Origin of the sequence: Catenuloplanes japonicus (assembly GCF_000717135.1) — a bacterium.
Lineage (GTDB): Bacteria > Actinomycetota > Actinomycetes > Mycobacteriales > Micromonosporaceae > Catenuloplanes > Catenuloplanes japonicus.
Genome location: NZ_JNXY01000009.1, coordinates 104,760 through 129,693, shown reverse-complemented (window position 1 = coordinate 129,693; position 24,934 = coordinate 104,760). Strand labels below are relative to the sequence as shown.

Sequence of the window (24,934 nt, the reverse complement as noted above, 5' to 3'; positions counted from 1 at the left end):
CGGAGTTCTCGGCTTCCTCGTGAGGCAGCCCGAGGAGCAGGTCGTCGCTTTCGCCGAGGGACATGTCCGGCTGGCCTTCGTCCCGTCGTCCGCCGCCAACGCAGAGCCGGATCCGGTTCCCCCCGTCCTCACACCGGTGGCGGAGGTCAGAGCAGCGGGCAAGAAGGCGCCCGGCTCATCCAGGAAGAGGACGATGCCAACGATCAACGGCCAGGAGGCGGCGGCGATCGCGGACAAGCTTCGAGGCCTGAAGACCGAGTCCGAAGGGCTCGCCTACCTGGGTGAGGTCGCCCGGAACAACGAGGACCGCAAGCTAATCGCGAAGGCTCTCAAGATCGACGGTAGTGGGAGCATGACCACGGACAAGCTGCTCACGCAGATCGTCCGGCACGCGATCGGCGCGCGACGTACGTTCACCGGGCTGGCCTCGTGGTAACGCCGGGCCGCTCCACTCGGACAACGTATCTGATCGATGGGCGGCGGGTCGTCATCCGCGATCTGATCGATGCGGGCCTTCTCGTTCCCAACACGGAGCTGAGCTTCAACCGCCCTCGCATGCGCGAATCTCACCGGGCGACCGTTACGGAGACGGGGCGCATCAGGCTCGATTCGGGCGAGGAGTTCCAGTCGCCGTCGCGGGCCGCGGTGGCTGCGGCGAACACCCGGGTGCTGGATGGCTGGCGTGCGTGGGTGGTGGAGCCGGAGCGCCGGTCGCTGGATGCCCTGCGTCAGGAGTTCCTCGACAAGGCCGTCGCTGACACGCCCGCGGCGGCCACGGACCCGGACGGGGCCCAGCCCTCCCGCGTGCACGAACGGCTTCGGGAGCTGCGCAGACGTGCCGACGAGCATCGGCCGGAGACGATCACGGTGCGCGAATTGCTGTCGCTCTGGGGTGCGCAGGACCGGGGAGATCAGGTCAGCCGCATCGAGGCGGATCTCGCGAACCACGGCCTCGCCACCCGCCCCGGTTTCCGCAGCGTGACGCTGGACGCCGAGGTCCAGATGATCACCGCCGCGCAGGATCCCGAGGAGCAGACGGCGCCGGAGGTCGAGGTGACAGTGCTCCCCGATGTCGACGAGGAGGACGAGGCGCTCCATCACGCCTGGCTGACGGTCGGCAACCTGACGCCGTTAAAGGGGATCGGGAGCGTGTCCCCGACCGGGTCTCTGGACGAGGCCGTGACCACGATGTCGCTCAACGACTGGTCACAGCTGGCGGTCATGTCCGGCCGGCACCAGCTGCGGGGCGCGGTGACGTGGCAGTCCATCGGCCAGGCCCGGCAGCGGAACCCGGACGCACGGCTGGCGGACGCGATGATCGACGCGCAGGCGGTGCCGTACGACTGGGATCTCTTCGAGGCACTCGATCGGGTCCACAAGTCCGGCTTCGTCTTCGTCAAGAACGAGAAGAGCGAGATCGCGGGCATCGTCACGACGTACGACATCGTCGACCGCTACACGACGACGGCGAACCCGTTCATCCTGATCGGCGACCTGGACCGCGCGTTGCGCAAGGCCATCGCGGCGCGCATCGAGCTCGACGACGTCAAGGCGCTCTGCAACTCGCGGGTCAACGGCTTCGACGAGATGTCGATGGGTGATTACCAGCGGGTCCTGGAGAGCGAGGTGCAGTGGCAGCGTCTCGACTGGCGGCTGGACCGCAAGGCGTTCATCGCCCGCCTGGACGAAATCCGAAAAATCCGGAACAAGGTGATGCACTTCAACCCGGATCCGCTACCCGAGGACACCGTCCTGTTGCTGCGCAACATGAACGCGACGCTGCGCCGCCTAGCGGGTTGACAGACCCGGCGCGGGTCAGGCCGTACGGTACGCGCGGATGACGGTCTGGGTGACGGTGTTGCCGGACGTGTCGGTGGCGGTGGCGCGCAGGGAGACGTAGCCGGGGGCCGCGGGGTGGGTGAGGGTGACGGTGCCGGAGGTGACCGGGGTGCCGGACCAGTGGGCGCCGTCGTCGTAGGAGACGGAGACGGTCAGCTGGGCGTTCGCGGCGGCGGCGGAGTCGGGCTGGCGGTGGACGGTGACCGGGAACGTGACGCGGGTGCCGGCGGGGGCGGTGCTGGCGGCGTCGACCGGGGGTGCGAAGCCGACGGTGGAGAGTGGCATCCGGGTCGGCTCCGTGGTGTGTGCGGAGGTGAAGGTCCAGGCCACGTGCACGTCCGTGGAGAGCAGGGCCGGGTCGCCGCGGGAGGCGGAGACCTCCAGGCGGTACCGGGCCGGCGCGGGCGGGACGGTGAACTCCGCGGTCACGCCGGCGGCGGTGTCCGGGGCGGCGCCGTCGCGGGTGAGCGTGACCGTGCCGGTGGCCAGCGAGGAGTAGCCGGCGCGGCCGGACGGGTCGCCGTAGAGCGGGGCGAGTGCGCGCAGCGTGTCGCCGTCGCGGGTGACCCACTGGTGCTCGTACGGCGGGGACTCGACCGTGGGCGCGAAGACGCCGCGTGACCAGTTCTCCGCGGAGGTGCCGGGCCGGTACGCCAGCGGTGGCGCGACCGTGCTGGTCACGGCCTGGGTGACGCCGTCGACCTCGGCCATCTCGTCGAGTGAGCGGAACCAGGACGCGCCGCCGTCGGTGTTGTAGTACTCGGTGCGGGCGGACGGGAGCGTGAACGTCATCGGCTGCGCGAAGCCGCCCATGATCACGCCGGGCAGGACCGGCCACGCCATTTTCCGGCCGGTGAGTCCGGCGAGCGCGGTGCCGTGGTCCGCGCGCACGGTGGCCAGCGAGGATGCGGTGACGTCCCGGGACAGACCGGTCATCATCGTGCCCTGACGCAGCCATCCCAGGAGGTAAGCGCCCCCGGTAGAAGACCAGGTGGAGCTGACCCGGGCCACGAAGCCGGGCTGCGCCGCCGAGGATCCGATCGCGCCGGCGAAGAAGCTCTCCAGCGACCCGCCGAACGTGCCCACCTCGACCGTGCGCAGCGGCGTGACCAGCGTGGTGGCGACCTCGCCGAAGAGGGAGACGGCGGAATCGGCCGGTACCCGCACCGACACCGGCTCGGCCAGCCGCGCGTCCAGCGTGACCCGCACGTTCCCCGCGACCGTCAGCGACGGCCGGGCCAGCACGGACACGCCGTAGACGCCGTCCGGACCGGGCCCGACCAGCGCGGTCATCACCGTGTACGACCCCGCGGGCACCCTGGCGCTCACGATCCCGGTCGGCGAGGCGGGCAGTGACGCCACCACCGTGCCGTCCGCGCCGGCCAGCAGCGTGCTGTAGTCCGGCACGGCCGCGCCGTCCCGGCCCACGTGCGCCACGGTCACGTCGTAGCTCTCCGCCTCCCGGTCCAGCGACACCGGCGTCACCAGCAGGCCCGACGCGAGCAGTTGCCCGCTGAGCCGCCCTGTCCCGCCCTCGACCGTGGTGTCCGCGGTGACGGTCGCGGTCGCGGTGCCGCCCGCGGGCACGCTCAGCGTGGCCGGGCTGACCGTCACCATCCCGGCCGGGAATCCCGCCACGGACAAGTCGAGTGGCAGATCCTCCGCGCCGGTGTTGCGGTACGTCACCTCACGCGTGATCACCGGGTCGTCCCCGTGCGGCCACACCGCCCGCCCGAGGTTGACCGTGGGCGGCTCGGACGTCACGGCCTGCCCCAGCGCCCGCGCCACGTCGACGCGCCCTGCACCCTGCGCGAGGACCGGGATGTCCGGCAGCGGCAGCGCGCTCCCGACCAGCAGCGCGCGCAGCGCGGACGGCGACAGGCCCGGGTGCTGCGAGGCCAGCAGCGCGGCCGCGCCGGAGACGTGCGGCGCGGCCATCGAGGTGCCGGACATCGCGACCGTGCCGCCGGTGCCGGCCTGCGCGGCGACGATGTCCACGCCCGGTGCCACGATCTCCGGCTTGAGCGCGCCGTCGCCGATCCGCGGCCCGCGCGAGGAGAAGACCGCCAGTTCGTCCGACTTGTCCACCGCGCCCACGGCCAGCGCCGCGTCGGCCGTGGCCGGGGACGTGACGGACGAGTCGGCCGGGATGTTGCCGGCCGCGACCACGAAGAGCGTGCCGGTCAGCGTGCCGATCGCGGCCTCCAGCGGGTCGGTGCCGGGCGTGTCCGGGCCGCCGAGGCTGAGGTTGACCACGTCCGCGCCCTGGCCGGCCGCCCACTCCATGCCGGCCAGGATCCACGACTCCGCGCACCCGCCGTCCACGCAGACCTTGCCGTCCAGCAGCGCGGATCCGGGCGCGACCGCGGCCACGGTGGAGGCGACGTGCGTGCCGTGGCCGGTGTGGTCGGCCGCGTCCTCGGCGCCGTCGGTGAGGTTGGCCCGGCCGGTGACACGGCCGGTCAGCGCCGGGTGGGTGTCGTCGACGCCGCTGTCCAGCACCGCGACCGTGACGCCGTCGCCACGATGACCGGCCGCCCAGGCCGCGGGCGCGCCGATCTGCGGCACGCTCTGCGCGAGCGTCGGCTGCCGGATGCCGTCGAGCCAGATGGTGCCGAGGCCGGTCGCGAGCGTGCGGTCCGGCGCGACGATCGCGGCCCAGAACGCGGACTGGCGTCGCTTGTCCGTGCTGAGCAGCACCGCGTCCACCTCGGTAAGGTCGTCGCGGACCGTGGCGCCGGGCGCCGATATGACAGGGAACGGGGTGTTCCCACCGTCGTCGTCGTAGCTCACGATCAGCGGCAGGTCGCCGCGCCGGTCGTCGTAGCCGAACTCGATCAGCGTGCCGACCTGGAACAACCGGGGGTCGAGCGCGCCGGTGCGGACCATCGGGAGCGCGTCGAGCGGCGTCACCGTGATCTGCGCGCCGTCCCGCCGGGTGACGAAGACCGTGCCCGCGCGCCCGTCGCCCGGCGTGACCGCGACCTTGTCCCCGTCCGTGACCGTGACCCGGTCACCGGTGATCAGGGTGACCGTGCGCGTCTCCGTGGCGATCGCGGGGGTGGACACCCTGGTCACGGCCTCGGCGCCGGGTGCGGCGCGGAGTGTGCCGGCCACCAGGGCGAGGCACAGCGGTAGCACCAGGAGACGTCGTCGGGAAGCGCTCATTCATCGACAACAACACATGAAGGGAGGCAAAAGCAACATTCACAAGCGTCAATCTCATGGGTACGACGTGCGCGCTCACGTCGTACCCACGAGGGATTTTGAGGCCCCTAAGGGGTGAAAAGACGTGCACTAACGGGTGATGTGGGCCGAAACCGCCGCCGCGAACCGGGTCGCCGCGTCCTGGTCGAAACCGAAGAAAAGGGATGGTTCGGTCAGCTCCAGCTCGACCACGATCGGGTCGCCGCCGGGGCCGGGCAGCAGGTCGACGCGCGCGTAGAGCAGTCGTTCGTCACCGCCGGGAATCGCGGCCAGCGCACGCTCCGCCACCGCCCGCTGCGCCTCGGTGGCCACCCGCGGGTCGATCTGCTCCTGCTTGTAGAGACCCTCCACGCCGGTGTCCGGGCCGGTCAGCATGGGTCCCTTGCGGATCGCGTGGCTGTACGCGAGCCGCCCGGTCACCGGGTCCGTGAAGTAGAGCAGCGCGGTCTCACCCTCCGTGTCCACGGCGGTGAGGTAGGGCTGCACCATCACCAGCTTCGCGGCCGCCAGCAGGCGCTCCACGTGCAGCTCGGCCAGCTCGCGGTGCTCCGGGTCGGAGAAGTCGTAGCGGCCCGCGTCCACGCTGCCGGCACCGATCGCGGGCTTGACCACCCACTCCCCCGCCTCGGGCGCGGTCCAGACGTCGCTGCCGCCGACCCACTGCGTCTCGGTGACCGGGACGCCGGCCGCGGCCAGCTCGCGCAGGTAGGTCTTCTCCGTGTTCCAGACGACCACGTCGGCCGGGTTGAGCAGCTGCGGGATCGACGCGACCCAGGCCAGGAAGTCGGCGCGGCGCAGCGTGTAGTCCCAGGGCGAGCGGAGCAGCACCAGGTCGTAGGCGGCCCAGTCGGCCTCGGGGTCGGTCCAGACCACGGGCTCCGCGGCGATGCCGGCGGTGGCGAGCGGCGCCAGGATCAGCCGGTCGTCGAGCTCCAGGTCGGGGAATGCCTCGGCGGTGACGACAGCGACCCGGGGCTGAGCCCGGGTCGCAGCGTCGTTGAAGGGTTGGGTTGTCACACACTGATCGTGCGCGAGGATCGTGCGGCCCGGTCGCCCGGGGTCCTGCCTGCCCGGCTTCCCGGGATGAATCGCCCGGTCGCCCGGGATCGTGCGTGCTGTCGCGTGGAGCTAACGGGCCATCATCCGGCGGCCCATGGACCGCCAGAGGTCGTTGCTGGGCCGCATCTGCTCCATCAGCTCGCGCTCCCACTCGTTCTCCACCGCGACGCCGGCCGTCTCGCAGGCCTGTCGTGCCGTCTTGGTGTCGGAGGCGAACTGGTCGGCCCACTCACCGTCCTCACCCACGAGGACGATGCGGGCGCCGCGCTTACCGACGTACTCGACGACCGCCTTCGCGCCACCGTGCCCTGCGGCGAAAGAGCGGATGCTTCCGGCCAGACCGGCCGGCTGCGGCTTCTCGTCGATCGTCAGCGTCGTATCGGAACCTTCTGCCATGAGGGGAAGCGTAAGCAGACGAAAGGTGAAACGCAGGGGTTACGTGTGTGTTTTGTGATGCCTCTAACGACAGGTTTGAGCCATTTCTTCGCCGCTTTTCGCCCGATTTTTCTTATAAAAACCGGACAAAATTTGGGGACAAAGCGGACTTAAAGGAAGCCACTCGTGGGGTAACACTTCTCAGCGATGATTTTCAGGCGTTTCACTGCTAAGAGCGTCCGTAAGGGACAGGCGGGCATCAACCGTTCAGCGGAGGATGCCGAGGTCAAAAGCCGTTTCAGACCAGCGCGTCGATCGCGACCGTCAGGAAGACGATCGTGAGGTACGTCGTGGACCAGTGGAACAGCCGCATCGGCTTGACCGGCTCCCCCTTGGACGCGCGGCGGGCCAGCAGGTGGGACTCCAGCACGAACATCACGCCGACGATCGTGGACGGAATGCCGTAGATCCAGCTCAGACCGAACGGCCAGGCCGCCAGCGAGGAGATCAGCGTCAGCCAGGCGAACCCGACGATCTCCAGGTTGACCCGCTTCACCGAGGCCACGACCGGCAGCATCGGGATGCCGGCGCGCGCGTAGTCGTCCTTGTACTTGATGGCCAGCGCGTAGAAGTGCGGCATCTGCCAGAAGAAGACCACCGCGAACAGCGCCCAGGCGACCGGCGACAGCGAGCCGGTGACCGCGGCCCAGCCGATCAGCACCGGCGTCGAGCCGCAGATGCCGCCCCAGAACGTGTTGGCGGACGTGGTGCGCTTCAGCCAGAGCGTGTAGACCAGGTCGTAGTAGACGATCGAGCCCAGCGTCATGGCCGTGGCCAGCCAGTTCGTCGTCAGCGCCATGATCACGACGCTGAGGACGGAGAGCGTGAGGCCGAAGTAGAGCGCGTTGCGCGGCGAGACCGTGTGGGCCGGCAGCGGGCGGCGCTTGGTGCGCCGCATGAGCTGGTCGATGTCCCGGTCGATGTAGCAGTTCAGCGCGCTGGCGCCGCCCGCGGCCAGCGAGCCGCCGACCAGAACCGCCGCCATCAGCCAGAGCGACGGCAGGCCGTTTGCGGCCAGCATCATCGTGGGTACGGTCGTGACCAGGAGCAGCTCGACGATGCGCGGCTTGGTGAGCGCCACGTACGCCTTGACCACGTCACGCGCGCGCGGCGGCGAACCCGCAGGACGCCTCACCGACCGGGTCTTCTTCCCACCGGCCTTGGAGGCGGCGGGCAGAACCGGGCGTTCGGTGAGTGTGCTCACGGATTGTCACCTTCCGGCTTCGGCGATGGTGCGACCAGACCCGCGCCTGCCTGTGGGAAGGCGCGCGTCACCGGCGCTTACCGCCAAGGTCATGCGCCACACGCGACAGCCTATCGGCACCGCTTCGCGCGTCCCGCCAGACCCGGCGGACATGCGCGGCGTCACACCGGCACCCGTGATTGATCATGCGTGTGTCCGCTCACAGCTTAGGTTGTTAGCGCGTTCCCCGGGCGCATGTTCAACAGCGCTCGCTAGGGTCGAACACTGGAGTAGTCGAAAATCTCATCGCCGGTCACACCCGAGGAGCACACCCATCGTGGCTGCCACCCATTCCGAGGACAGCGCTCTGAGCTGGTCCGATCTCGACCGTAAGGCGGTCGACACCGTCCGCGTCCTGGCCATGGACGCCGTGGAGAAGTCCGGCAACGGCCACCCCGGCACCGCCATGAGCCTGGCGCCGGCCGCCTACCTGCTCTTCAACAAGGTCATGACGCACAACCCCGCCAACTCGTCGTGGCCCGGCCGCGACCGGTTCGTGCTGTCCGCCGGCCACAGCAGCCTCACGCTCTACATCCAGCTCTACCTCTCGGGGTACGGCCTGGGCCTGGACGACCTGAAGTCGCTGCGCCAGTGGGGCTCCCTCACCCCGGGACACCCCGAGCACGGCCACACCGACGGCGTCGAGACCACCACCGGCCCGCTCGGCCAGGGCATCGGCAACGCGGTCGGCTTCGCCATCGCGGCCCGCCGCGAGCGCGGCCTGTTCGACCCGGAGACCCCGGACGGCGAGTCGCTCTTCGACCACAACGTCTGGGCGATCGCGTCCGACGGTGACATCGAGGAGGGCATCAGCCACGAGGCCAGCGCGATCGCCGGTCACCAGAAGCTGGGCAACCTCACGCTGATCTGGGACGACAACGAGATCTCGATCGAGGACGACACCCGGATCGCCAAGTCCGAGGACGTCGCGGCGCGCTACGAGGCCTACGGCTGGCACGTCCAGACCGTGAACTGGCGGAAGTCGTTCGACGACGGCGGCGAGTACGCGGAGGACGTCGAGGCGCTGCACGCGGCGCTGGTCGCGGCGAAGGCGGCGACGGACAAGCCGTCGTTCATCGCGCTGCGCACCGTGATCGGCTACCCCGCGCCGAAGAAGCAGAACACCGGCAAGATCCACGGCTCCGCGCTGGGCAAGGACGAGGTCGCGGCCACCAAGTCGGTGCTGGGCTTCGACCCGGAGCAGACGTTCCAGGTGGACGACAAGGTCCTGCAGCACGCCCGCGAGGTCGTCGAGCGCGGCCGCGCCGCCGAGGCCGCCTGGCAGGAGAGGTTCGACGCGTGGGCGTCCGCGAACCCGGAGCGCAAGGCGCTGTGGGACCGGATGGCGAAGCGTGAGCTGCCGGCCGGCTGGGAGTCCGCGCTGCCGGTCTTCCCCGCCGACGCCAAGGGCATCGCCACCCGCGCCGCGTCCGGCAAGGTGCTCAACGCGCTCGCGCCGGTGCTGCCGGAGCTGTGGGGCGGCTCGGCCGACCTCGCGGAGTCGAACAACACGACCATGGAGGGCGAGCCGTCCTTCATCCCGGAGGAGTACGCCACCAAGGCGTTCCCGGGCCACAAGTACGGCCGCACGCTGCACTTCGGCATCCGCGAGCACGGCATGGGCTCGATCCTCAACGGCATCGCGCTGCACGGCGGCACCCGGCCGTACGGTGGCACGTTCGCCGTGTTCTCCGACTACATGCGCCCGTCCGTGCGGCTCGCCGCGCTGATGAAGCTGCCGGTCGTCTTCGTGTGGACGCACGACTCGATCGGTCTCGGCGAGGACGGCCCGACGCACCAGCCGGTCGAGCACCTCACCGCGCTGCGCGCCATCCCCGGCCTCGACGTGGTCCGCCCCGCGGACGCGAACGAGACCGCCCAGGCGTGGAAGGCCGCGCTGGAGAACACGGACCGGCCGACCGCGCTGATCCTCTCCCGGCAGAACCTGCCGACCGTGGACCGCACCACGCACGCGGCCGCGGAGCACACCACCAAGGGTGCGTACACGCTGATCGACGCCGCGAACGGGCAGCCGTCCGTGATCCTGCTGGCGTCCGGCTCCGAGGTGTCGATCGCGCTGGCCGCGCGCGAGCGCCTGGAGGCCGAGGGCACGCCGACCCGCGTGGTCTCCGTGCCGTCCCAGGAGTGGTTCGACGAGCAGGACCAGGCGTACCGCGAGTCGGTGCTGCCGTCCTCGGTGAAGGCCCGGGTCAGCGTCGAGGCCGGCATCGCGATGTCCTGGCGTCACCTGATCGGGGACGCGGGCGAGTCGGTCAGCATTGAACACTACGGGGCCTCCGCGCCGTACACGGTGCTGTTCGAGCAGTTCGGCTTCACGGCCGACAACGTGGTGGCGAAGGCGCACGCCTCGCTCGCCAAGGTCGGCGTCATCACCGGCACCAAGACCGGCAACTGAGCTTCTCAATATCGAGTGAGGGTGTGATTCCCATGACCGATCGGCTCAAGGAACTCTCCGACGCCGGGGTGGCGGTGTGGCTCGACGACCTGTCGCGGGTCCGCCTGGCGACCGGCACGCTGGACAAGCTCCGCACGGAGAAGCACGTGGTGGGCGTGACCACCAACCCGACCATCTTCGCGAAGGCGCTGTCCGACGCGGACGCGTACGACGAGCAGCTCCGTGAGCTCGCCGACCGCGGCGTCACCGTGGAGGAGGCGACGCGCGCGCTGACCACGTACGACGTGCGCTGGGCCGCCGACGTGATGAAGCCGGCGTACGACGCGTCGCAGGGCCAGGACGGCCGCGTCTCCATCGAGGTCGACCCGCGCCTGGCGCACGAGACCTCGAAGACGGTCGCCGAGGCCAAGGCGCTCTGGTGGCTCGTCGACCGGGAGAACGTGCTCATCAAGATCCCGGCGACGCTGGCCGGCCTGCCGGCGATCACGGCGACGCTGGCCGCGGGCATCAGCGTGAACGTGACGCTGATCTTCTCGCTGGACCGCTACGGCAAGGTGATCGACGCGTTCCTGGACGGTCTGGAGCAGGCGAAGGCGAACGGCCACGACCTGTCGAAGATCGCGTCGGTCGCGTCGTTCTTCGTGTCCCGCGTGGACAGTGAGATCGACAAGCGGCTCGACAAGATCGGCTCGGACGGGGCCAAGGCGCTGAAGGGCAAGGCGGCGGTCGCCAACGCCCAGCTGGCGTACAAGCTCTACGAGGAGAAGTTCGGCGGCGAGCGGTGGGCCGCGCTCAAGTCGGCCGGCGCGCACCCGCAGCGTCCGCTGTGGGCGTCCACCGGCACCAAGAGCGCCGAGCTCAAGGACACGATCTACGTCGAGGAGCTGATCGCGCCCGGCACCGTCAACACGATGCCGGAGTCGGTCATCAAGGCCTACGACGACCACGGCGACACCCGTGGCGACACCGTCACCGGTCAGTACGCGACCGCGCAGAAGGTCTTCGACGACCTGGCCGCGATCGGCATCGACTTCGACGACGTGGTCGCGGTGCTGGAGTCCGAGGGCGTCGACAAGTTCGAGGTCTCCTGGGGCGAGCTGCTCGAGGGCCTGGCCAAGTCCCTGGACGCGGCCAAGAAGTCCGTCACGTCATGAGTGACCTGCTCAGCGGTGGCGCCGAGGCGGCGGCCGGGCTCGCCGTCCACGGCGCTCGTGCCATCGACGAGCAGTCACCCGCGTCCACCCGGCGGGCGCTGGTCTCCGACGGTGTGCCCGGCCTGCTGGCCCGCAAGGACCCCACGCTCTGGGGTCCGGAGGCGGAGCCGGCGGCCGGCGCGCACCTCGGCTGGCTCGACACGTTCCACCGGTCCCGCGAGCTGCTCCCCCAGCTCGCGGAGCTGACCGCGGAGCTCGCCGACCTGGACCACGTGGTCCTGTGCGGCATGGGCGGCTCGTCGCTCGCGCCCGCCGCCATGGCCGCCACGCTGGGGCGGCCGCTGACCGTGCTGGACACCACGGACCCGGGCCAGATCCGGGCCGCGCTCGGCGATCGGCTGGACACCACCGTGGTGGTCGTCGCCAGCAAGTCCGGCAACACGATCGAGACGGACGCGCAGCGCCGGGCGTACCAGCAGGCGTTCCTTGATCTGGGCCGCAGCCCGGAGGAGGCCGGCCGGCACTTCGTGATCGTCACCGATCCCGGCTCGCCGCTGGTCGACGCCGGGCTCGAGATGGGCGCGTTCGTCATCGTGGCGGATCCGTCGGTCGGTGGCCGGTTCGGCGCGCTGACCGCGTTCGGCCTGGTCCCGGCCGCGCTGGCCGGGGTCGACGTGGCGGAGCTGCTGGACCAGGCGGAGGAGTTCGCCGCCTCGCTCGGCCGCGACGAGGACAATCCCGCGCTCGCGCTGGGGGCCGCGCTCGGCGCCGCCGCCACCGCGGGCTACACGTCGGTCGCGCTGGTGCCGGACGGCAGCGGGCTGGACGGGCTCGGCGACTGGGCGGAGCAACTGCTCGCGGAGTCGCTGGGCAAGGACGGCATGGGCCTGCTGCCGGTCGTGGTCGAGTCGCCGGAGGCGCCGGGCGTCACCGGGCCGGGCGTGCTGACCGTGGCCTACGGCGGCTCGCTGGGCGCGGGCGCGGTGCCGGGCGGCGGGGCGGGCGCGCAGCTGGCGGTGAACGGGCCGCTCGGCGCGCAGTTCCTGGCCTGGGAGTTCGCGACCGCGATCGCGGCCCGGGTGCTGGGCGTGGACCCGTTCAGCCAGCCGGACGTGGCGTCCACGAAGACGCACACGACAGCCTTCCTGGCACAGCTTCAGGAAGAGGAACCGACGTGCGTCGACGGCGCGATCCAGGTCTTCGGAGCGCCCTCCCTGACCGACGCGCTGCGGACCGTCCTCGACGCCGGCGACTATCTTGCGGTCATGGCCTATCTGGACCGAGGCGCAGATCACGCGATCACCCGACTCAGGTCCATTCTGGCCGAAAAATCCGGCAAGCCGGTCACGTTCGGGTGGGCGCCGCGGTTGCTGCACGCGGCCGGGCAGTTCCACAAGGGCGGGCCGCAGGTCGGCGCGTTCCTCCAGATCACCGGCGAGGTCACCGACGATCTCCCGGTGCACGGCCGGCCGTACACGTTCGGACGGTTACAGGCCGCACAGGCCGCGGGCGACCGAGCCGCGCTCGACCGCCCCGTTCTTCGCCTTCACCTCACCGACCGCTCGGCCGGAATCAATCAACTCGTCACGGCCGCGCAGGCACTGTAACCATGCTCTGCCTGACAAGAACTGGGAGGATGGCGGCGTGAGAAATCCGCTGCGCGACCCGCAGGATCGCCGGCTGCCGAGAATTCCGGAGCCGTGTGCTCTGGTCATCTTCGGAGTGACCGGCGACCTGTCCCGTAAGAAGCTGATCCCCGCGGTGTACGACCTGGCCAACCGTGGCCTGCTCCCGCCCGGTTTTGTGGTGCTCGGCTTCGCCCGCCGCGACTGGGGCGACGGAGACTTCGAGTCGCTGGCGTACGAGGCGGCCAAGAAGGGCGCCCGCACCCCCTGGCGCGAGGACGTCTGGGCCCGGCTGGCGGAGAACATCAAGTTCGTGGCCGGCTCGTTCGACGACGACGCCGCGTTCGACACGCTGGCCTCCTCGCTGGACGAGCTGCGCGCCTCGCACGGCATCACCGGCAACGCCGCGTTCTACTTCTCGATCCCGCCGGTCGCGTTTCCGATCGTGCTCAAGCAGCTGGCCCGCACCGGCATGGCCGACAACGAGACGTCCGGCGGCTGGCGGCGCGTGGTCGTGGAGAAGCCGTTCGGCTACGACATGGCCACCGCCAAGGAGCTCAACCGGCTCGTCGACTCCGTCTTCACCGCGGACGACGTGTTCCGCATCGACCACTACCTCGGCAAGGAGACGGTCCAGAACATCCTGGCCCTCCGCTTCGCGAACTCGCTGTTCGAGCCGGTGTGGAACTCGAAGTACGTCGACCACGTGCAGATCACCATGGCCGAGGACGTCGGCATCGGCACCCGCGCCGGGTTCTACGACGGCGCCGGCGCCGCCCGCGACGTCCTGCAGAACCACCTGCTCCAGCTGATGGCCATGTTCGCGATGGAGGAGCCGACCAGCTTCGACCCGTCCGAGATCCGGGCCGAGAAGCTGAAGGTCCTGAAGGCGATCAGCGTGCCGAAGGACATCGCGGCCGACACGGTCCGCGGACAGTACCTCCAGGGCTGGGTCGCGGGCGAGCGCGCGGTCGGCTACCTGGAGGAGAAGAACATCCCGGCCGAGTCGACCACGGAGACGTACGTCGCGGTCAAGCTCGCCATCCAGAACCGCCGCTGGGCCGGCGTCCCGTTCTACGTGCGCTGCGGCAAGCGGCTCCCGCGCCGGGTCACCGAGATCGCGATCGTGTTCAAGAAGGCGCCGCACCTGCCGTTCGACCCGGCCGACGTGGAGATGCTGGGCCACAACCAGCTGGTCATCCGCGTGCAGCCGGACGAGGGCATGGTGCTCAAGTTCGGCTCCAAGGTGCCGGGCACCACGATGGAGGTCCGCGACATCGCGATGGACTTCCAGTACGGCGAGGCGTTCACCGAGAGCAGCCCGGAGGCGTACGAGCGGCTCGTTCTTGACGTGCTCGTCGGCGACCGGACGCTGTTCCCGGACGCGGCCGAGGTCGAGCAGAGCTGGGCGGTGATCGACCCGCTCGAGGAGGCCTGGGCGGGCACGACACCGGAACCGTACCGGGCCGGCGAGTGGGGTCCCCGCGCCGCCGACGAGCTGCTGGTCCGCGAGGGCCGAACCTGGAGGCGGGCATGATCGGCCTGTGGGACACGACCGGCAACGAGGTCGTGAAGGCGCTGGCCGCGGAGCGGCGCAGTGCGGGCGGTGTGGCCAGCGGCCTCGCGCTCACGCTCATCGCGGTCGTCGACGAGAAGCGCGTCCGGGAGGCGGAGGCCGCCGCCACGATCGCCGCGGCCGCGCACCCGTGCCGGCTGCTGATCGTGGTCCGGTCCGACGTGGAGAGCCAGCGCAGCCGGCTGGACGCGGAGATCGTGGTCGGCGGCCGGCTCGGTCCGGCCGAGGCCGCGGTGCTGCGCATGTACGGCCGGCTCGCGCTGCACGCCGAGTCCGTCGTCATGCCGCTGCTCGCGCCGGACGTGCCGGTCGTCACCTGGTGGCACAGCGAGCCGCCCGCCCAGATCGCCAACGACTTCCTCGGCATCGTCGCGGACCGGCGGATCACCGACTCCGCGCAGGCCCCCGACCCGGTCGCCGCGCTGCGGCAGCGGGCGGAGGACTACGCGCCCGGCGACACGGACCTCACCTGGACCCGGATCACGCTCTGGCGCACGCTCGTGGCCAGCGCGTTCGACACCACCATGGAACAGGTCGTCGGCGCCACCATCGTCGCGCCGGAGAAGGACCCGACCGCCGCGTTGATGGGCGGCTGGCTCGGCGCGCGGCTCGGCATCACGCCGGTCCTGGAGCCGACCACGGAACACCCGCGCATGCGGTCGGTCGAGCTCCAGTGCGCCAACGGCGACTGCATCAAGGTCACCCGCGACGAGAACACCGCGCTCTTCAGCCGTACCGGCCAGGCCGACCGCGAGATGCCGCTGGTCCGCCGCCCGGTCGGCGACGAGCTCGCGGAGGAGCTGCGCCGCCTCGACCCGGACCAGGTCTATTCCTCGGCGCTCGGCGCGCTGGCCGGCACCCCGCACCTGGAGAACCGCCCGGCGCAGCGTGTGCACGTCTGGAAGGACCCGGCACTCGCCCGGTCCGCGGCGAGCTGAGGCCGTCTTTCCGATCGGGGTCCGCTCGCCTTCCCGGCGGCGGACCCCTTTCAAGATCACCTGAGGGTACGAGAGGAGCTTCCACCGCCCCGGCCGTGCCCACGGCACTCGGCCCTCGTACTTCCGGCGCGCACCGCCCGATCCGGTGCCCGCCCCGCCTTCCGGCGAGCGCCGCCGTTCCGGTGCCCGCCCTGTTCCCGGTGTGTGCCGGCTCATCCGGTGCCGCCCCGACGAGCATTCGAGGTAACGCATGACATCGCCGACCGTCATCGTGCACGCGGACGCGGACATCCAGACGCAGGCCGTCGCCGCCCGCCTGATCGTGAAGATCATCGACGCGCAGGCCGCGCGCGGCACCGCCGACGTGGTCCTCACCGGCGGCCGCGGCGCCGCCAAGATCTACCGGGCGATCGCGTCCTCCCCCGCCGCCACCGCCATCGACTGGTCCCGCGTCGACCTGTGGTGGGGCGACGAGCGGTTCCTCCCGCTCGGCGACAAGGACCGCAACGAGACCCAGGCCCGCGAGGCCCTGCTCGACGCGCTCCCGCTCGACCCGAAGCGCATCCACCCGATGCCCCCGTCCGACGGCCCGGACGGCGACGACGCGCCGGCCGCCGCCGCCCGCTACGCCGCGGAGTGGGCCGCCGCCGCCCCGCACATCGACGTGGTGCTGCTCGGCGTCGGCGAGGACGGCCACGTCGCCTCGCTCTTCCCCGGTCACCCCGGCCTGGCCGAGACCGGCACCGCCGCCGGCATCCACAACAGCCCGAAGCCGCCGCCCATCCGCGTCACGCTCACCCTCCCCACGATCAACGCGGCCGACGAGGTCTGGCTGATCGTCACCGGCGCGGACAAGGCCGGCCCGGTCGCGGAGGCGCTCTCCGGCGGCTCCGAACTGCCCTGCGCCCGCGTCCACGGCACGTCCCGCACGCTGTGGCTGATCGACAAGGCCGCGGCCGCGAACCTCGGATAGGTCCCGGTCGCAGCCGGAATCGGTCGATAGATCAGCGGATGTTCCGGCGCTGGTCAGCGCGCCTAATCTGCGCGCATGACCAGCGCCGAACCATCTCTGCTGCTGGCCGTCGGCTCGCTCATCCTCGGCCTGGCGGCCTCGATCCTCTGGACGATCACCGGCCATCTGATCACCATCGCCCACGAGGGCAGCCACGCCCTGGTCGCGTCTGCGACCGGCTGGAGCGTCGATCACATCCGGGTCGAAGCACGGCAGGACGGCTACACCGAGTTCAAGGAGTCGTCCGTCGGCTTCCTGGCGGCCCTGTCCGGATACGCCGGACCGTCGCTGTTCGGGATCGCCGGCGCCACGCTGCTTGCCAACGGCGTCAGCCCGGAGACGATGCTCTGGATCTCCTTCGCCTGCCTGGTGATCATCTTCGTACAGATGAAGCACGTCTTCTCGCTCTTCATCACCGCGCTCTGGGGCGTGGTCATCTTCCTGCTCGTCCGCGAAGGGTCGCCGGGCGTCCGTGCGCTCGCCGCGTACACCCTGGTGTGGTTTCTGCTCCTGGGCGGCGTCGTGCAAACGTTCGTCTACAACGCTGGAGGCCGGAGATCCGACGACTCCAGGGTGCTCAAGGACATGACGAAGGTGCCCATGGGCTTCTGGTGCGCGCTCTGGTGCATGGCGGCAGTGGCCGCGCTCGTCTACGGCGGCGGCGTCCTGCTCCGATTCATCGCGCCGCCGCTCGGGTGATCACCTCTTCCGTGGTGAGCGGGCTGGCCGGGTGGTGCGTCAGGCAGAGCGGCGTGCGGAGCTTCCGCGGCGGTGCACCCTCGGCCGCCAGGTAGAACTCGCCGCTGGTCAGGCGCGCGATGTCGGGCACGTCGCCGCCCTTCGCCTTCGCCATCTCGCGCGCCGCCTCCATCTGGATCGGGCTGTTCAGCCGCCCGTAGAGCTGCGTCGCCGCGTTGCCGGGGATCCGGTTGTGCAGGCCCTTCGGCGACTGGGTGGCGAAGATCAGGCCGAGGCCGTACTTCCGGGCCTGCGACGCCAGCGCCAGCGTGCTCTGCGTGCAGGCGGTCATCGCCCCGGACGGCGCCAGATTCTGCGCCTCATCCATGATCAGCAGCCCGCCGAGGGGCCGGTCGCCCGCCGGGTTCCGCTTGATCCAGGCGAACAGCGCCATCTGCAGCTGGTTCACGAAGCTCTGCCGGACGTCGTCGTTCCCCAGCCCGACCATGCTGATCACCGAGACCCGCGCCCGCTTCCCCGCCGCCGGCGTCAGCAGCAGCCCCGGATCCATCGCGGTGCCACCGCCCCCGAACAGCGGATCGTTCACCATCGCCGCGGTCAGCGACTCCGCCAGCTGCCCGGCGATCTTCGCGGAGTCGGCCAGGTCGATCACGTCCTCCGGGAAGTCGTTCAGCGTCGCGATCAGCCCCTGCAACCGGTTGCCGCCCTGGCGTCCATAGTGCTCGACCGCCTTGCGCAGCACCGCCAGCCCTAGGTGCGCCTTGACCGACTTGCCGCTGAGCAGCGCGCGCGGCGCCAGCGACGCCACGGCCGACTCCACAGCCTCATTGAACTCGTCGGGATCGTCCCGTACCCCCATGAAGTCCGGCAGCGGCTGGAAACTCAGCGGACGCCCGGCATCGCGGCGCGGCGTCCAGATCACCACGTCCGTGTGAGCCAGGTAGTCCGCCGCCTTCGCCGCGTCCCCGTCCCCCCAGGCGGCCGGCTCCTCCGGCCACGCATCCCCCAGCCGCGCCAGATCATTGTTCAGATCCAGCACGATCGACGAGACCCCCTGCAGCGCACACTCCTCCACGATCCGCCTGATCAGCACCGTCTTCCCGGACCCCGACCCCGCAAAGATCGTCATATGCTTCCGCAGCGCCTCCAGCTGCAACGGCACCGACGTACCTGAACTGTGCCCATGCCCGATCACGAACCCGGCCGGCCCCGCCTCCCCGACGGACTGCCGCGGAATCCGGCCGACCGCAGGCGCGAACCGCTCCCCCGGCGCGGCATTCCGGCCCGCGGCGTCACCCGGCGTGCCGTCGGCCCGGCCCGGTGACCCGCTGCCGGATCCGCCCGTTGCTCCACCGCCGGTCCGTGGCGGCAGCCCGCCGGTGGACCCGGTCCTGGTCCGCTGCGGCAGGCCGCTGCCGACGGGCGGCGCGGGGGGAACAGCCGCCGCCCCGAGGCGCTCGCGACCCAGGGCTGCCAGCCGTTCTCCTGCTCGCGCGGCCGGATCCGCCATGGCGGTGGTGCGGTCCCCGGGAATCACCGCCGGATCAGCCGCGCCGCTCGCCCTGTCCTCGGGAATCATCGCCGGTTCCTGCCGCGCCTCCGCTCGTGCCGCCGCGGCCGCCGGCGCCGATGGGATCGGTGCGGCACCGGCCGCGTGCGACCGCACGGTCGCCCGATCCCCCTCGGCCGGCCAGCTGTCCGCGCCCGCGAGCGCGGTCTGGAACACCGCGACGCTGCGGGTGGGACGGCGGGCGACCAGCCAGGCCCGCAACTCGGCGGACGGGTCCTGGAACATCATCCGCAGCGCGAACAGGATCCGCAGATCCTCGTCGTCCAGCGGGAGTCTCGCGCCGCCGTCCTGCGCGAACGCGGCGACCGCCTCGCGCATCTTCGGGCCGCCGGTCATGTCGCCGTTGCGCAGCACGAACAGCTTCCGCTTCGGCACCCGGGCGTCCAGGCCCGCGGCGTTGCACGCCTTGCGCAGCCGGGACAGCACCGCGTTCCCGTGGTGGCCGTCGCTGATCGCCCGGAAGCACCAGTGGACCTGGTCCTCCCGCTCCTCGTCGACGGTCAGCCGGAGACGCGCGTGCAGCGACGGCCGCGAGCTGGGCGGCGGGTCCAGGCTGAACCGCTCCCCGGCCTCGCCCCGCTCCAGGATCCAGGCGGTCAGACCCGCCGTGAGCAGCGTCGGAATCTCCGCGTCCTCCCGCGCGCCGGACAGCGGCCCGGCCACGTCCGCCACGCGCTTGAACTCGACGAACCGCGCATCGAACCGGTCGAGCGCACCCGCAGCGACGTCCGGGACCGGCAGTTCCACACGCGGCGTCCGCTCACCCAGCCGGGTCAGCTCGCGCACCTCGCCGGACAGCAGGCACGCCCGCACGTGCGCGTCGATCTCGATCAGCAGTTGCCGCGGGGTGAAGTCGCCGACGTCCTCGAACGCCTTCTCGCTGACCGGCCACGTCGGGTACGGCGGCCGGAAGCCGACCTCCGCGAACCGCACCGCGAACCGCTTCTCCACGATCGCCCGGCCCAGGTTGTTGTCCTTGATCGTGCTCAGGATCGGCGAGAGCCGGAACCGGCTGCTCACCGACGCCGTGGCCCTGGTCCTGATCATGGTCCAGGTCGCCGGGATGCAGGACACCACGGTCAGCGTGCGGCGGGTACGTTCCCGCAGCGTCATCAGGCCGCCCGCGATCTGCTCCAACGGGGCCGTGTCGCCGGCACCGGGTGCCTCCGCCGCGACCGCGTTCCCGGCCGACTGCGCGATAAGCGTGTCGATCTGGTCCACCGCGATCACGGTGGGCCCGGTCAGCGCCAGCAGGCGGGACAGCTCCTGGACGATCTCCTCCGACGTCTTCGGCATCCGGCGCATGCCCCAGGCGGCACGCTCCCCCGGCGCACCTTCGTCCAGCAGCGCGAAGAAGCCGTCCGCCAGATCCTGGTGCGCCACGTCGTCGGACGCGCTGAGCGCGAGCGCCCGCGCGGTGTCCTGGCTGTTCCGGCCCACGTACGAGTCGTAGGCGGTGAGACCCTGGATGAACGCGTCCAGCGTCTCGCGGCTCAGCTCCGTCTCGCCCATGAACGCGCGGCGGGCCAGCCGGGGCGCGCCGACCTTCGACGAGATCCGGCGCAGCAGCAACTGCAGCTGGGTCTCGTTGCCCGGGATCGGGCGCGCCAGGCCGTCCAGCATCGAGGCGAGGACGCTGTCCCAGAACCCCTTGGAGTCGAGCAGGCTGACCAGGAAGAAGTAGCCGCCGAGCTGCTGCGTGTGCTGCCGGACCCAGCCAAGCATGTGCGTCTTGCCGGAGCCGGGCGGCCCCTGTAGCGCCACGCCGATCGGGCTGCCCTCCGTGCTCTTGACCGCGTCTGCGATCCCCTCCACCACGTTCTGCACGACCGTCGGGTGCAGACCGTCCACATGGAACCGCGACGGGCGCCAGACGTCGTCCGGGACCCGGGCCCAGTCGAAGTTCAGCGCCTGCAGCGCGGCCCGCTCCTCCTCGGTCATCACACTCCGATCGCCAGCAGGTGCTTGTCCTGGCCGCCACTGCGCACCGCCGCGTCGATCTCGGCCGTGGTGAGCGTCTTCTGGTTGTCCTCCGGCGCCAGGTGCACGTTCTCCTCGCGGCCGAGCCGCTTGAGCGCCTCGTCGAGGTCCGCGCGGGGCACGTCGGCGAAGTGCGGCCGGAGACTGGCCAGGCTCACCCAGGCACCGGACCCGCTGGTCAGCGTCGCGTAGACGTTCCGGATCCGCTCCGCGAGATCGTCCTTCTCCACCGGCAGCGGCTCCGGCTCGGGCCGCTGTGCCGGCACGACCGGGCCCTGCGAGAACAGCTCCCCGAAGCTGCCGATCCGCAGTCGAACGGCGTTGTGAAGCGCGGCCATGGCTCCGCCGAGTGTCTTGGACCGCTTGTCGGCGAAGTTCAGCTCCCCGTTGACGCGGGCCCATCCCTTCTCGGTGAGCACATGCGTGAAGGATCGCCCCTTCTTCGCACTGGTCACGTATCCGAGCAGGTTCAGCTTCTCGCGGTTCTCCTTGCGGACATCGACTCCGTGGAGCTTCTCGAGGTCCGGATTGGTGACCTCATCCCCGACCACCATCAGTGCAATGAGGATGGCGCTTTCGGCGGGGGTGAGGCCGTCGTCGACAGTCATGGTTGGTGCCCTTTCAGGAGTTCGTGGCGGCGGTGGTGGATGAAGGTGCCGATCTGGCGGACGACCGCCTCGACGTCGTGGCCTATCCGGTGGTTGGTGAACCTCAGGACGGCGAAGCCGTCGAGCTGGAGTTGCACGTCACGCTGCCGGTCCGCCTCGAACGCCTCCGGACGGCAGTGTTCGGGCCCGTCGATCTCAACGACGCAGCGCTCAGTTCGCCACAGCAGGTCGAGCCGCACCGGGCTGGCCAGCGCATGCGACTGATAGGTCTGGTTCCACGCCCGGCCGCGCGCCCACGTCTGGCGGGCGAGCGCGGCCTCCAGCGCCCGTTCGGCACCGCTCCGCGGATGCGGCTGCCCGATCACGCCGGCGAACAGCAGGCCGTCCGCGGTCAGCACGGCCGCACCGGGCATACCGCCGGAGGTACCGCGCGGTCCGGCGCCGGGATCCGGGCGAGTCGGCGCTTCAGCATCGAGATCCGGGATCGAGGCGACGGTCAGGCGGTCGATGGTGGTCAGCGGGGTGCCGCAGAGCCAGATTCCGATGCCGGCGCGGTCTGCCAGCCACTCCGCGCCGGACACGAGCGTGCGCTCCTCGTCCGCGCTCAGGCCCTCCGGAACCGCAGCCACCAGCACCAGCCGCGCGCGTCCGAGCCCGTCCGCGACCGCGCGGGCCAGACCCTTGGCACGGATCTCCGAAGAAAAGCGACGCCGCAGCGGTACGCCCGAGAGCGCCCCTGCCGCGAGATCCGCCAGGAACGGCCCGAAGTGGGCACTCCCCGCCGCCCGCGACGCTGCCAGCGCGCGGACCGCCGCGAGTCCGGCACCGCCCGGCGAGTCGATGTGCTCCGCCCCGGGCAGCCAGGCCGGGAACAGCTCGAACGCCGCACCCTCCAGGTCGTCGAGGAGCTTGCCCACGAACCCGGCGACCGGCCCGGTGCCGGGCGAACGGAACCGGTGGCTGAGCACGGCCGGCAGGTCCGGACCGCCGCGCGCGGCGAGCAGCGCGATCCGGCCGGCGTCCCCGCCGCGCACCTGCACCACCCGGTCGGCCGGCAGCCCGGCCAGGGTCGCGTTCACCGCGGATCACCGGGCGGGAGCCACGCATCGCGCGCTTCCGCTGCGATCGATCGGCTGCGGCCGCCGGACGGGAGTGGCGCCCCGTTCTCGTCGATCCCCCAGGCGCGCAGCAGGTGCAGCCGCTCCAGGTCCGTCTCCTCGCGGGCGGTCAGCAGCGCCAGATAGCGGTCCACGGCCCCCGGCGTGCCCGCGTTGACCTCGGCCAGCAGCGCCTCGGCCTCGCCCAGCTCGAAGAGCAGCGCCGTCAGTTCGCGGGCGGCGTCCTCGTCGCCGCCGTCGACCCGGGCGCGCAGCGCGTCGACCTCGCGTGCCACGGCCGCGTCCTGGCCGTGCGGGGTCGTACCCACGAGCTTGTTGTATCTGCGGTTCGCGGCATCGTCGCCGCGCTCGGCGCGGGCCTTCAGCTCTTCGGTACGCCCGTGGGCCGCGAGCATGTCGGCGAGCTGTTCCGCCGCGTACCCGTGCCCGCGGTCCGCGCGTTCGCGCAGCTCGTCCAGCCGCCCGCGGTCGACGAGCCGGTCGACGAGCGCCTCCGCGGCGAGCGCGTCGCCCCGGTCCGCGCGTTCCCGCAGGTCGGCGAGGACGCCCGCGTCGGCGAGCAGTTCGTCGAGTGCGGCGGCGGCACGTGGCTGGGCCGGGATCAGCGGCCGCAGCTCGGCCGCGCGGTGCTGGATCCGCTGGAGTTCGGCGCGGCGTTCGCGCAGCTCGGGTGCGTTGCTGGCGGCGATCCGCCGGTCGATGGTGTCGATCGCCTCGTCCAGGCGGTCCTGGCGGGCGAGCAGGTGGGCCAGGTCGAGCGCGGTGAGGTCGTTGCGCTCGGGCAGGCGGCGCAGCGCGGCCTCGGCGTACCGGTACCGCATGCGGGACTGGGCGCTGGCCGCGAGCCGGCGCAGGTCGTCGGGCGCGGTCACGTGGGCGAGCAGCGCGGTCCAGAGGCTGGCCGGCGGGCAGTCGGTACGGCCGGCCCGGCGGATGTGCTGGGCGAGGAAGTCCGCGATCACGTAGCCGTCGAGCGTGCCGGCCCGGCGTGCGTACGGCGAGAGCGCGGTGACGCCGCCCTTGAGCTTCGTGGTGGCGTGCGGCAGCGCGTGCCCGAGCCAGGTGCCGGGCGGCGTGGCGCGCGCCGTGTGGTCGAGGTAGCCCTCGATCGCGTCGCGCAGCAGCGGTTCCGGCAGCGGGGAGCTGACGCCGAGGCGACGGGCGTCGGCCGCGGCGGTGATCACGGCACGGGCGTACGGGTTGGGCGCATGTTCCCACCACTGCACCAGCGCGGGTGCCCCGGCCAGCGCCTGGGGTAGCCCGGTGCCGCCGCCGGTCTCCAGCGCCTCCCGGATCCGGGAGTCGGTGGCGGCGAGCGCGACCGCTTTCTCCCGTTCTCCGGCGGAGAGCACGTCGGGTACCTCGATCGGGGTGGCGCTCTCCAGCAGTCGCCGGTCACGCACGTGCTTGTCGACGCCGGCCGGGCGATGGACCGCGGTGCGCGGCAGGTACTCCTCGAACCAGAGCGTGCCCACGATGATCGTGCCGGCGCGCCGGAGGCCGTCCAGCACCGCGAGCGTGAGCGGCGGGTCGGCGCCGAGGAAGTTCTGCAATTCGTCGAGCCAGAGTACGGTTTTCTCGGTCGGATTCTCGGCGGCGCGGAGCACGTCGGCGGCGTCGGCCGGCTGAAGCAGCCACCAGTCCGGCACCACGGCGAGAACCGCCTCGTAGAGCGAGCGGGTCTTTCCGGTCGACGAGCCACCGATCATGAGCACGAAACAGCCGCCGGTCGCGCCTTTGGCGATCATGTCGCGGAGACGGTCGTCAAAGTCCCGTCCGACATAGGCGGGCAGTTCGCTCCCGGATTCGTTCGCCCGGATGGAGGCGTGAATGCCGAGGGTGCGGGGTGAGGCGTCCCGGCATCGTCCCGCGCCGGCCGGTCCGGAACCGCCGTGTGCGGCCAGCCGGTGCCAGGCCGCCCGCACCTCGCCGCGCACGCCGTCGGAGAGCGGCCAGGCCGTGAGCAGGCTCTCCAGCAGCGTCTCCCGGATCGGGCCGGCCCCGATCAGCGCGTCGCTGACCGCCCCTCGGCCCAGCTCACGCCCCCGATGTGCCCACCCCGACTCCGCTTCTTCGAGGTCGGCCCAGCTCATGCCCGTGGCTTGATGAATGAGGTTCAGATAGCGCGCGAACTCCGACCAGGTCCGAATCCCGGAAAGATCGACAAGGGCGGCTGCTGACAGCGTGCTCAACCCCTCCGTCATGGACTGCCGGATTTCCGCAACAGCCTAGAAGGACGCGGCGGCGGATTTCCATAGACGGCGCGGGGTGCGTCCGATCGGCGTGCACAGCCCGCCGATCGGCCAATCCGTTCCGGGTGAATGGGTGCTGATATCGATCGTCCACACACCATTCGTGGGATTTTCACAAATGCATATTCCACGGGTACGAAGGTCCCGTCGCCCCGGACCCTCCGGCCCTGCACCGGGCCCGGCGCCGGAGGGGATGCTGATCT

General features: G+C 71.4%; 17 protein-coding genes. 9 read left to right on the top strand and 8 right to left on the bottom strand.

The genetic code is table 11. From position 1 onward, the window contains the following. Positions 1-193: 193 nt before the first annotated feature. Together OP04_RS53330 and OP04_RS15495 are read left to right on the top strand one after the other, a co-directional pair. Entirely contained in the window at positions 194-436 is a 243-nt protein-coding gene (locus OP04_RS53330; protein ID WP_157239859.1) for a hypothetical protein, read from the top strand. Next, positions 430-1,800, top strand: a complete 1,371-nt coding sequence (locus OP04_RS15495; protein ID WP_033340373.1) for a restriction system modified-DNA reader domain-containing protein — start codon at positions 430-432, stop codon at positions 1,798-1,800. Before OP04_RS53330 ends, OP04_RS15495 begins: the two co-directional genes overlap by 7 nt. A gap of 15 nt (positions 1,801-1,815) precedes the next feature. Here the strand turns inward: OP04_RS15495 and OP04_RS15490 are convergent, their stop codons facing one another. The 4 genes from OP04_RS15490 to OP04_RS15475 form a co-directional block, all read right to left on the bottom strand. Further along, positions 1,816-5,007 carry a S8 family peptidase gene (locus OP04_RS15490; protein WP_063746612.1) on the bottom strand — a complete coding sequence of 1,064 codons (3,192 nt, stop codon included), beginning with the start codon at positions 5,005-5,007 and terminating at the stop codon, positions 1,816-1,818. Positions 5,008-5,136: 129 nt separating this feature from the next. Further along, positions 5,137-6,063 (bottom strand): ATP-grasp domain-containing protein, encoded by a 927-nt coding sequence (locus OP04_RS15485; RefSeq protein ID WP_033340372.1) that lies wholly within the window; start codon positions 6,061-6,063, stop codon positions 5,137-5,139. Between the two features lie 111 nt (positions 6,064-6,174). Continuing rightward, the gene (locus tag OP04_RS15480) at positions 6,175-6,501 is read right to left on the bottom strand and encodes a hypothetical protein (RefSeq protein WP_033340371.1); all 327 of its coding nucleotides are present in this window, start codon (positions 6,499-6,501) and stop codon (positions 6,175-6,177) included. Between the two features lie 277 nt (positions 6,502-6,778). After that, positions 6,779-7,744 (bottom strand): heme o synthase, encoded by a 966-nt coding sequence (locus tag OP04_RS15475; RefSeq protein WP_033340370.1) that lies wholly within the window; start codon positions 7,742-7,744, stop codon positions 6,779-6,781. A 316-nt stretch (positions 7,745-8,060) separates the two neighbouring features. Here OP04_RS15475 and tkt point away from each other — a divergent pair, with 316 nt between their 5' ends. From tkt to OP04_RS15440, 7 genes are all read left to right on the top strand, one after another. Then, the gene (tkt, locus tag OP04_RS15470) at positions 8,061-10,199 is read left to right on the top strand and encodes a transketolase (protein WP_033340369.1); all 2,139 of its coding nucleotides are present in this window, start codon (positions 8,061-8,063) and stop codon (positions 10,197-10,199) included. Between the two features lie 32 nt (positions 10,200-10,231). After that, on the top strand, positions 10,232-11,353 hold the full coding sequence (gene tal / locus OP04_RS15465) for a transaldolase (RefSeq protein ID WP_033340368.1): 1,122 nt from the start codon (positions 10,232-10,234) through the stop codon (positions 11,351-11,353). After that, entirely contained in the window at positions 11,350-12,960 is a 1,611-nt protein-coding gene (locus tag OP04_RS15460) for a glucose-6-phosphate isomerase (protein ID WP_033340367.1), read from the top strand. The genes tal and OP04_RS15460 overlap by 4 nt, the downstream gene beginning before the upstream one ends. A gap of 37 nt (positions 12,961-12,997) precedes the next feature. Continuing rightward, positions 12,998-14,515, top strand: coding sequence for a glucose-6-phosphate dehydrogenase (gene zwf, locus OP04_RS15455; RefSeq protein WP_033340366.1), 1,518 nt, complete (start codon positions 12,998-13,000; stop codon positions 14,513-14,515). Further along, on the top strand, positions 14,512-15,492 hold the full coding sequence (locus OP04_RS15450; protein WP_033340365.1) for a glucose-6-phosphate dehydrogenase assembly protein OpcA: 981 nt from the start codon (positions 14,512-14,514) through the stop codon (positions 15,490-15,492). Before zwf ends, OP04_RS15450 begins: the two co-directional genes overlap by 4 nt. Positions 15,493-15,742: 250 nt before the next feature. Further along, positions 15,743-16,465, top strand: coding sequence for a 6-phosphogluconolactonase (gene pgl, locus OP04_RS15445; RefSeq protein WP_033340364.1), 723 nt, complete (start codon positions 15,743-15,745; stop codon positions 16,463-16,465). Positions 16,466-16,540: 75 nt separating this feature from the next. Beyond that, positions 16,541-17,203 (top strand): M50 family metallopeptidase, encoded by a 663-nt coding sequence (locus OP04_RS15440; RefSeq protein ID WP_033340363.1) that lies wholly within the window; start codon positions 16,541-16,543, stop codon positions 17,201-17,203. Here the strand turns inward: OP04_RS15440 and OP04_RS55630 are convergent. From OP04_RS55630 to OP04_RS15420, 4 genes are read right to left on the bottom strand one after another with little or no spacing between them, the layout of a single operon-like run. Then, positions 17,181-20,714 (bottom strand): ATP-binding protein, encoded by a 3,534-nt coding sequence (locus tag OP04_RS55630; RefSeq protein WP_033340362.1) that lies wholly within the window; start codon positions 20,712-20,714, stop codon positions 17,181-17,183. The two genes, OP04_RS15440 and OP04_RS55630, sit on opposite strands and share 23 nt — an antisense overlap. After that, positions 20,714-21,361, bottom strand: a complete 648-nt coding sequence (locus OP04_RS15430) for a hypothetical protein (protein ID WP_033340361.1) — start codon at positions 21,359-21,361, stop codon at positions 20,714-20,716. The genes OP04_RS55630 and OP04_RS15430 overlap by 1 nt, the downstream gene beginning before the upstream one ends. After that, on the bottom strand, positions 21,358-22,440 hold the full coding sequence (locus tag OP04_RS15425; RefSeq protein ID WP_033340360.1) for a DUF559 domain-containing protein: 1,083 nt from the start codon (positions 22,438-22,440) through the stop codon (positions 21,358-21,360). The genes OP04_RS15430 and OP04_RS15425 overlap by 4 nt, the downstream gene beginning before the upstream one ends. Then, positions 22,437-24,572 (bottom strand): coiled-coil domain-containing protein, encoded by a 2,136-nt coding sequence (locus tag OP04_RS15420; protein WP_033340359.1) that lies wholly within the window; start codon positions 24,570-24,572, stop codon positions 22,437-22,439. Before OP04_RS15420 ends, OP04_RS15425 begins: the two co-directional genes overlap by 4 nt. Positions 24,573-24,934 lie beyond the last annotated feature (362 nt).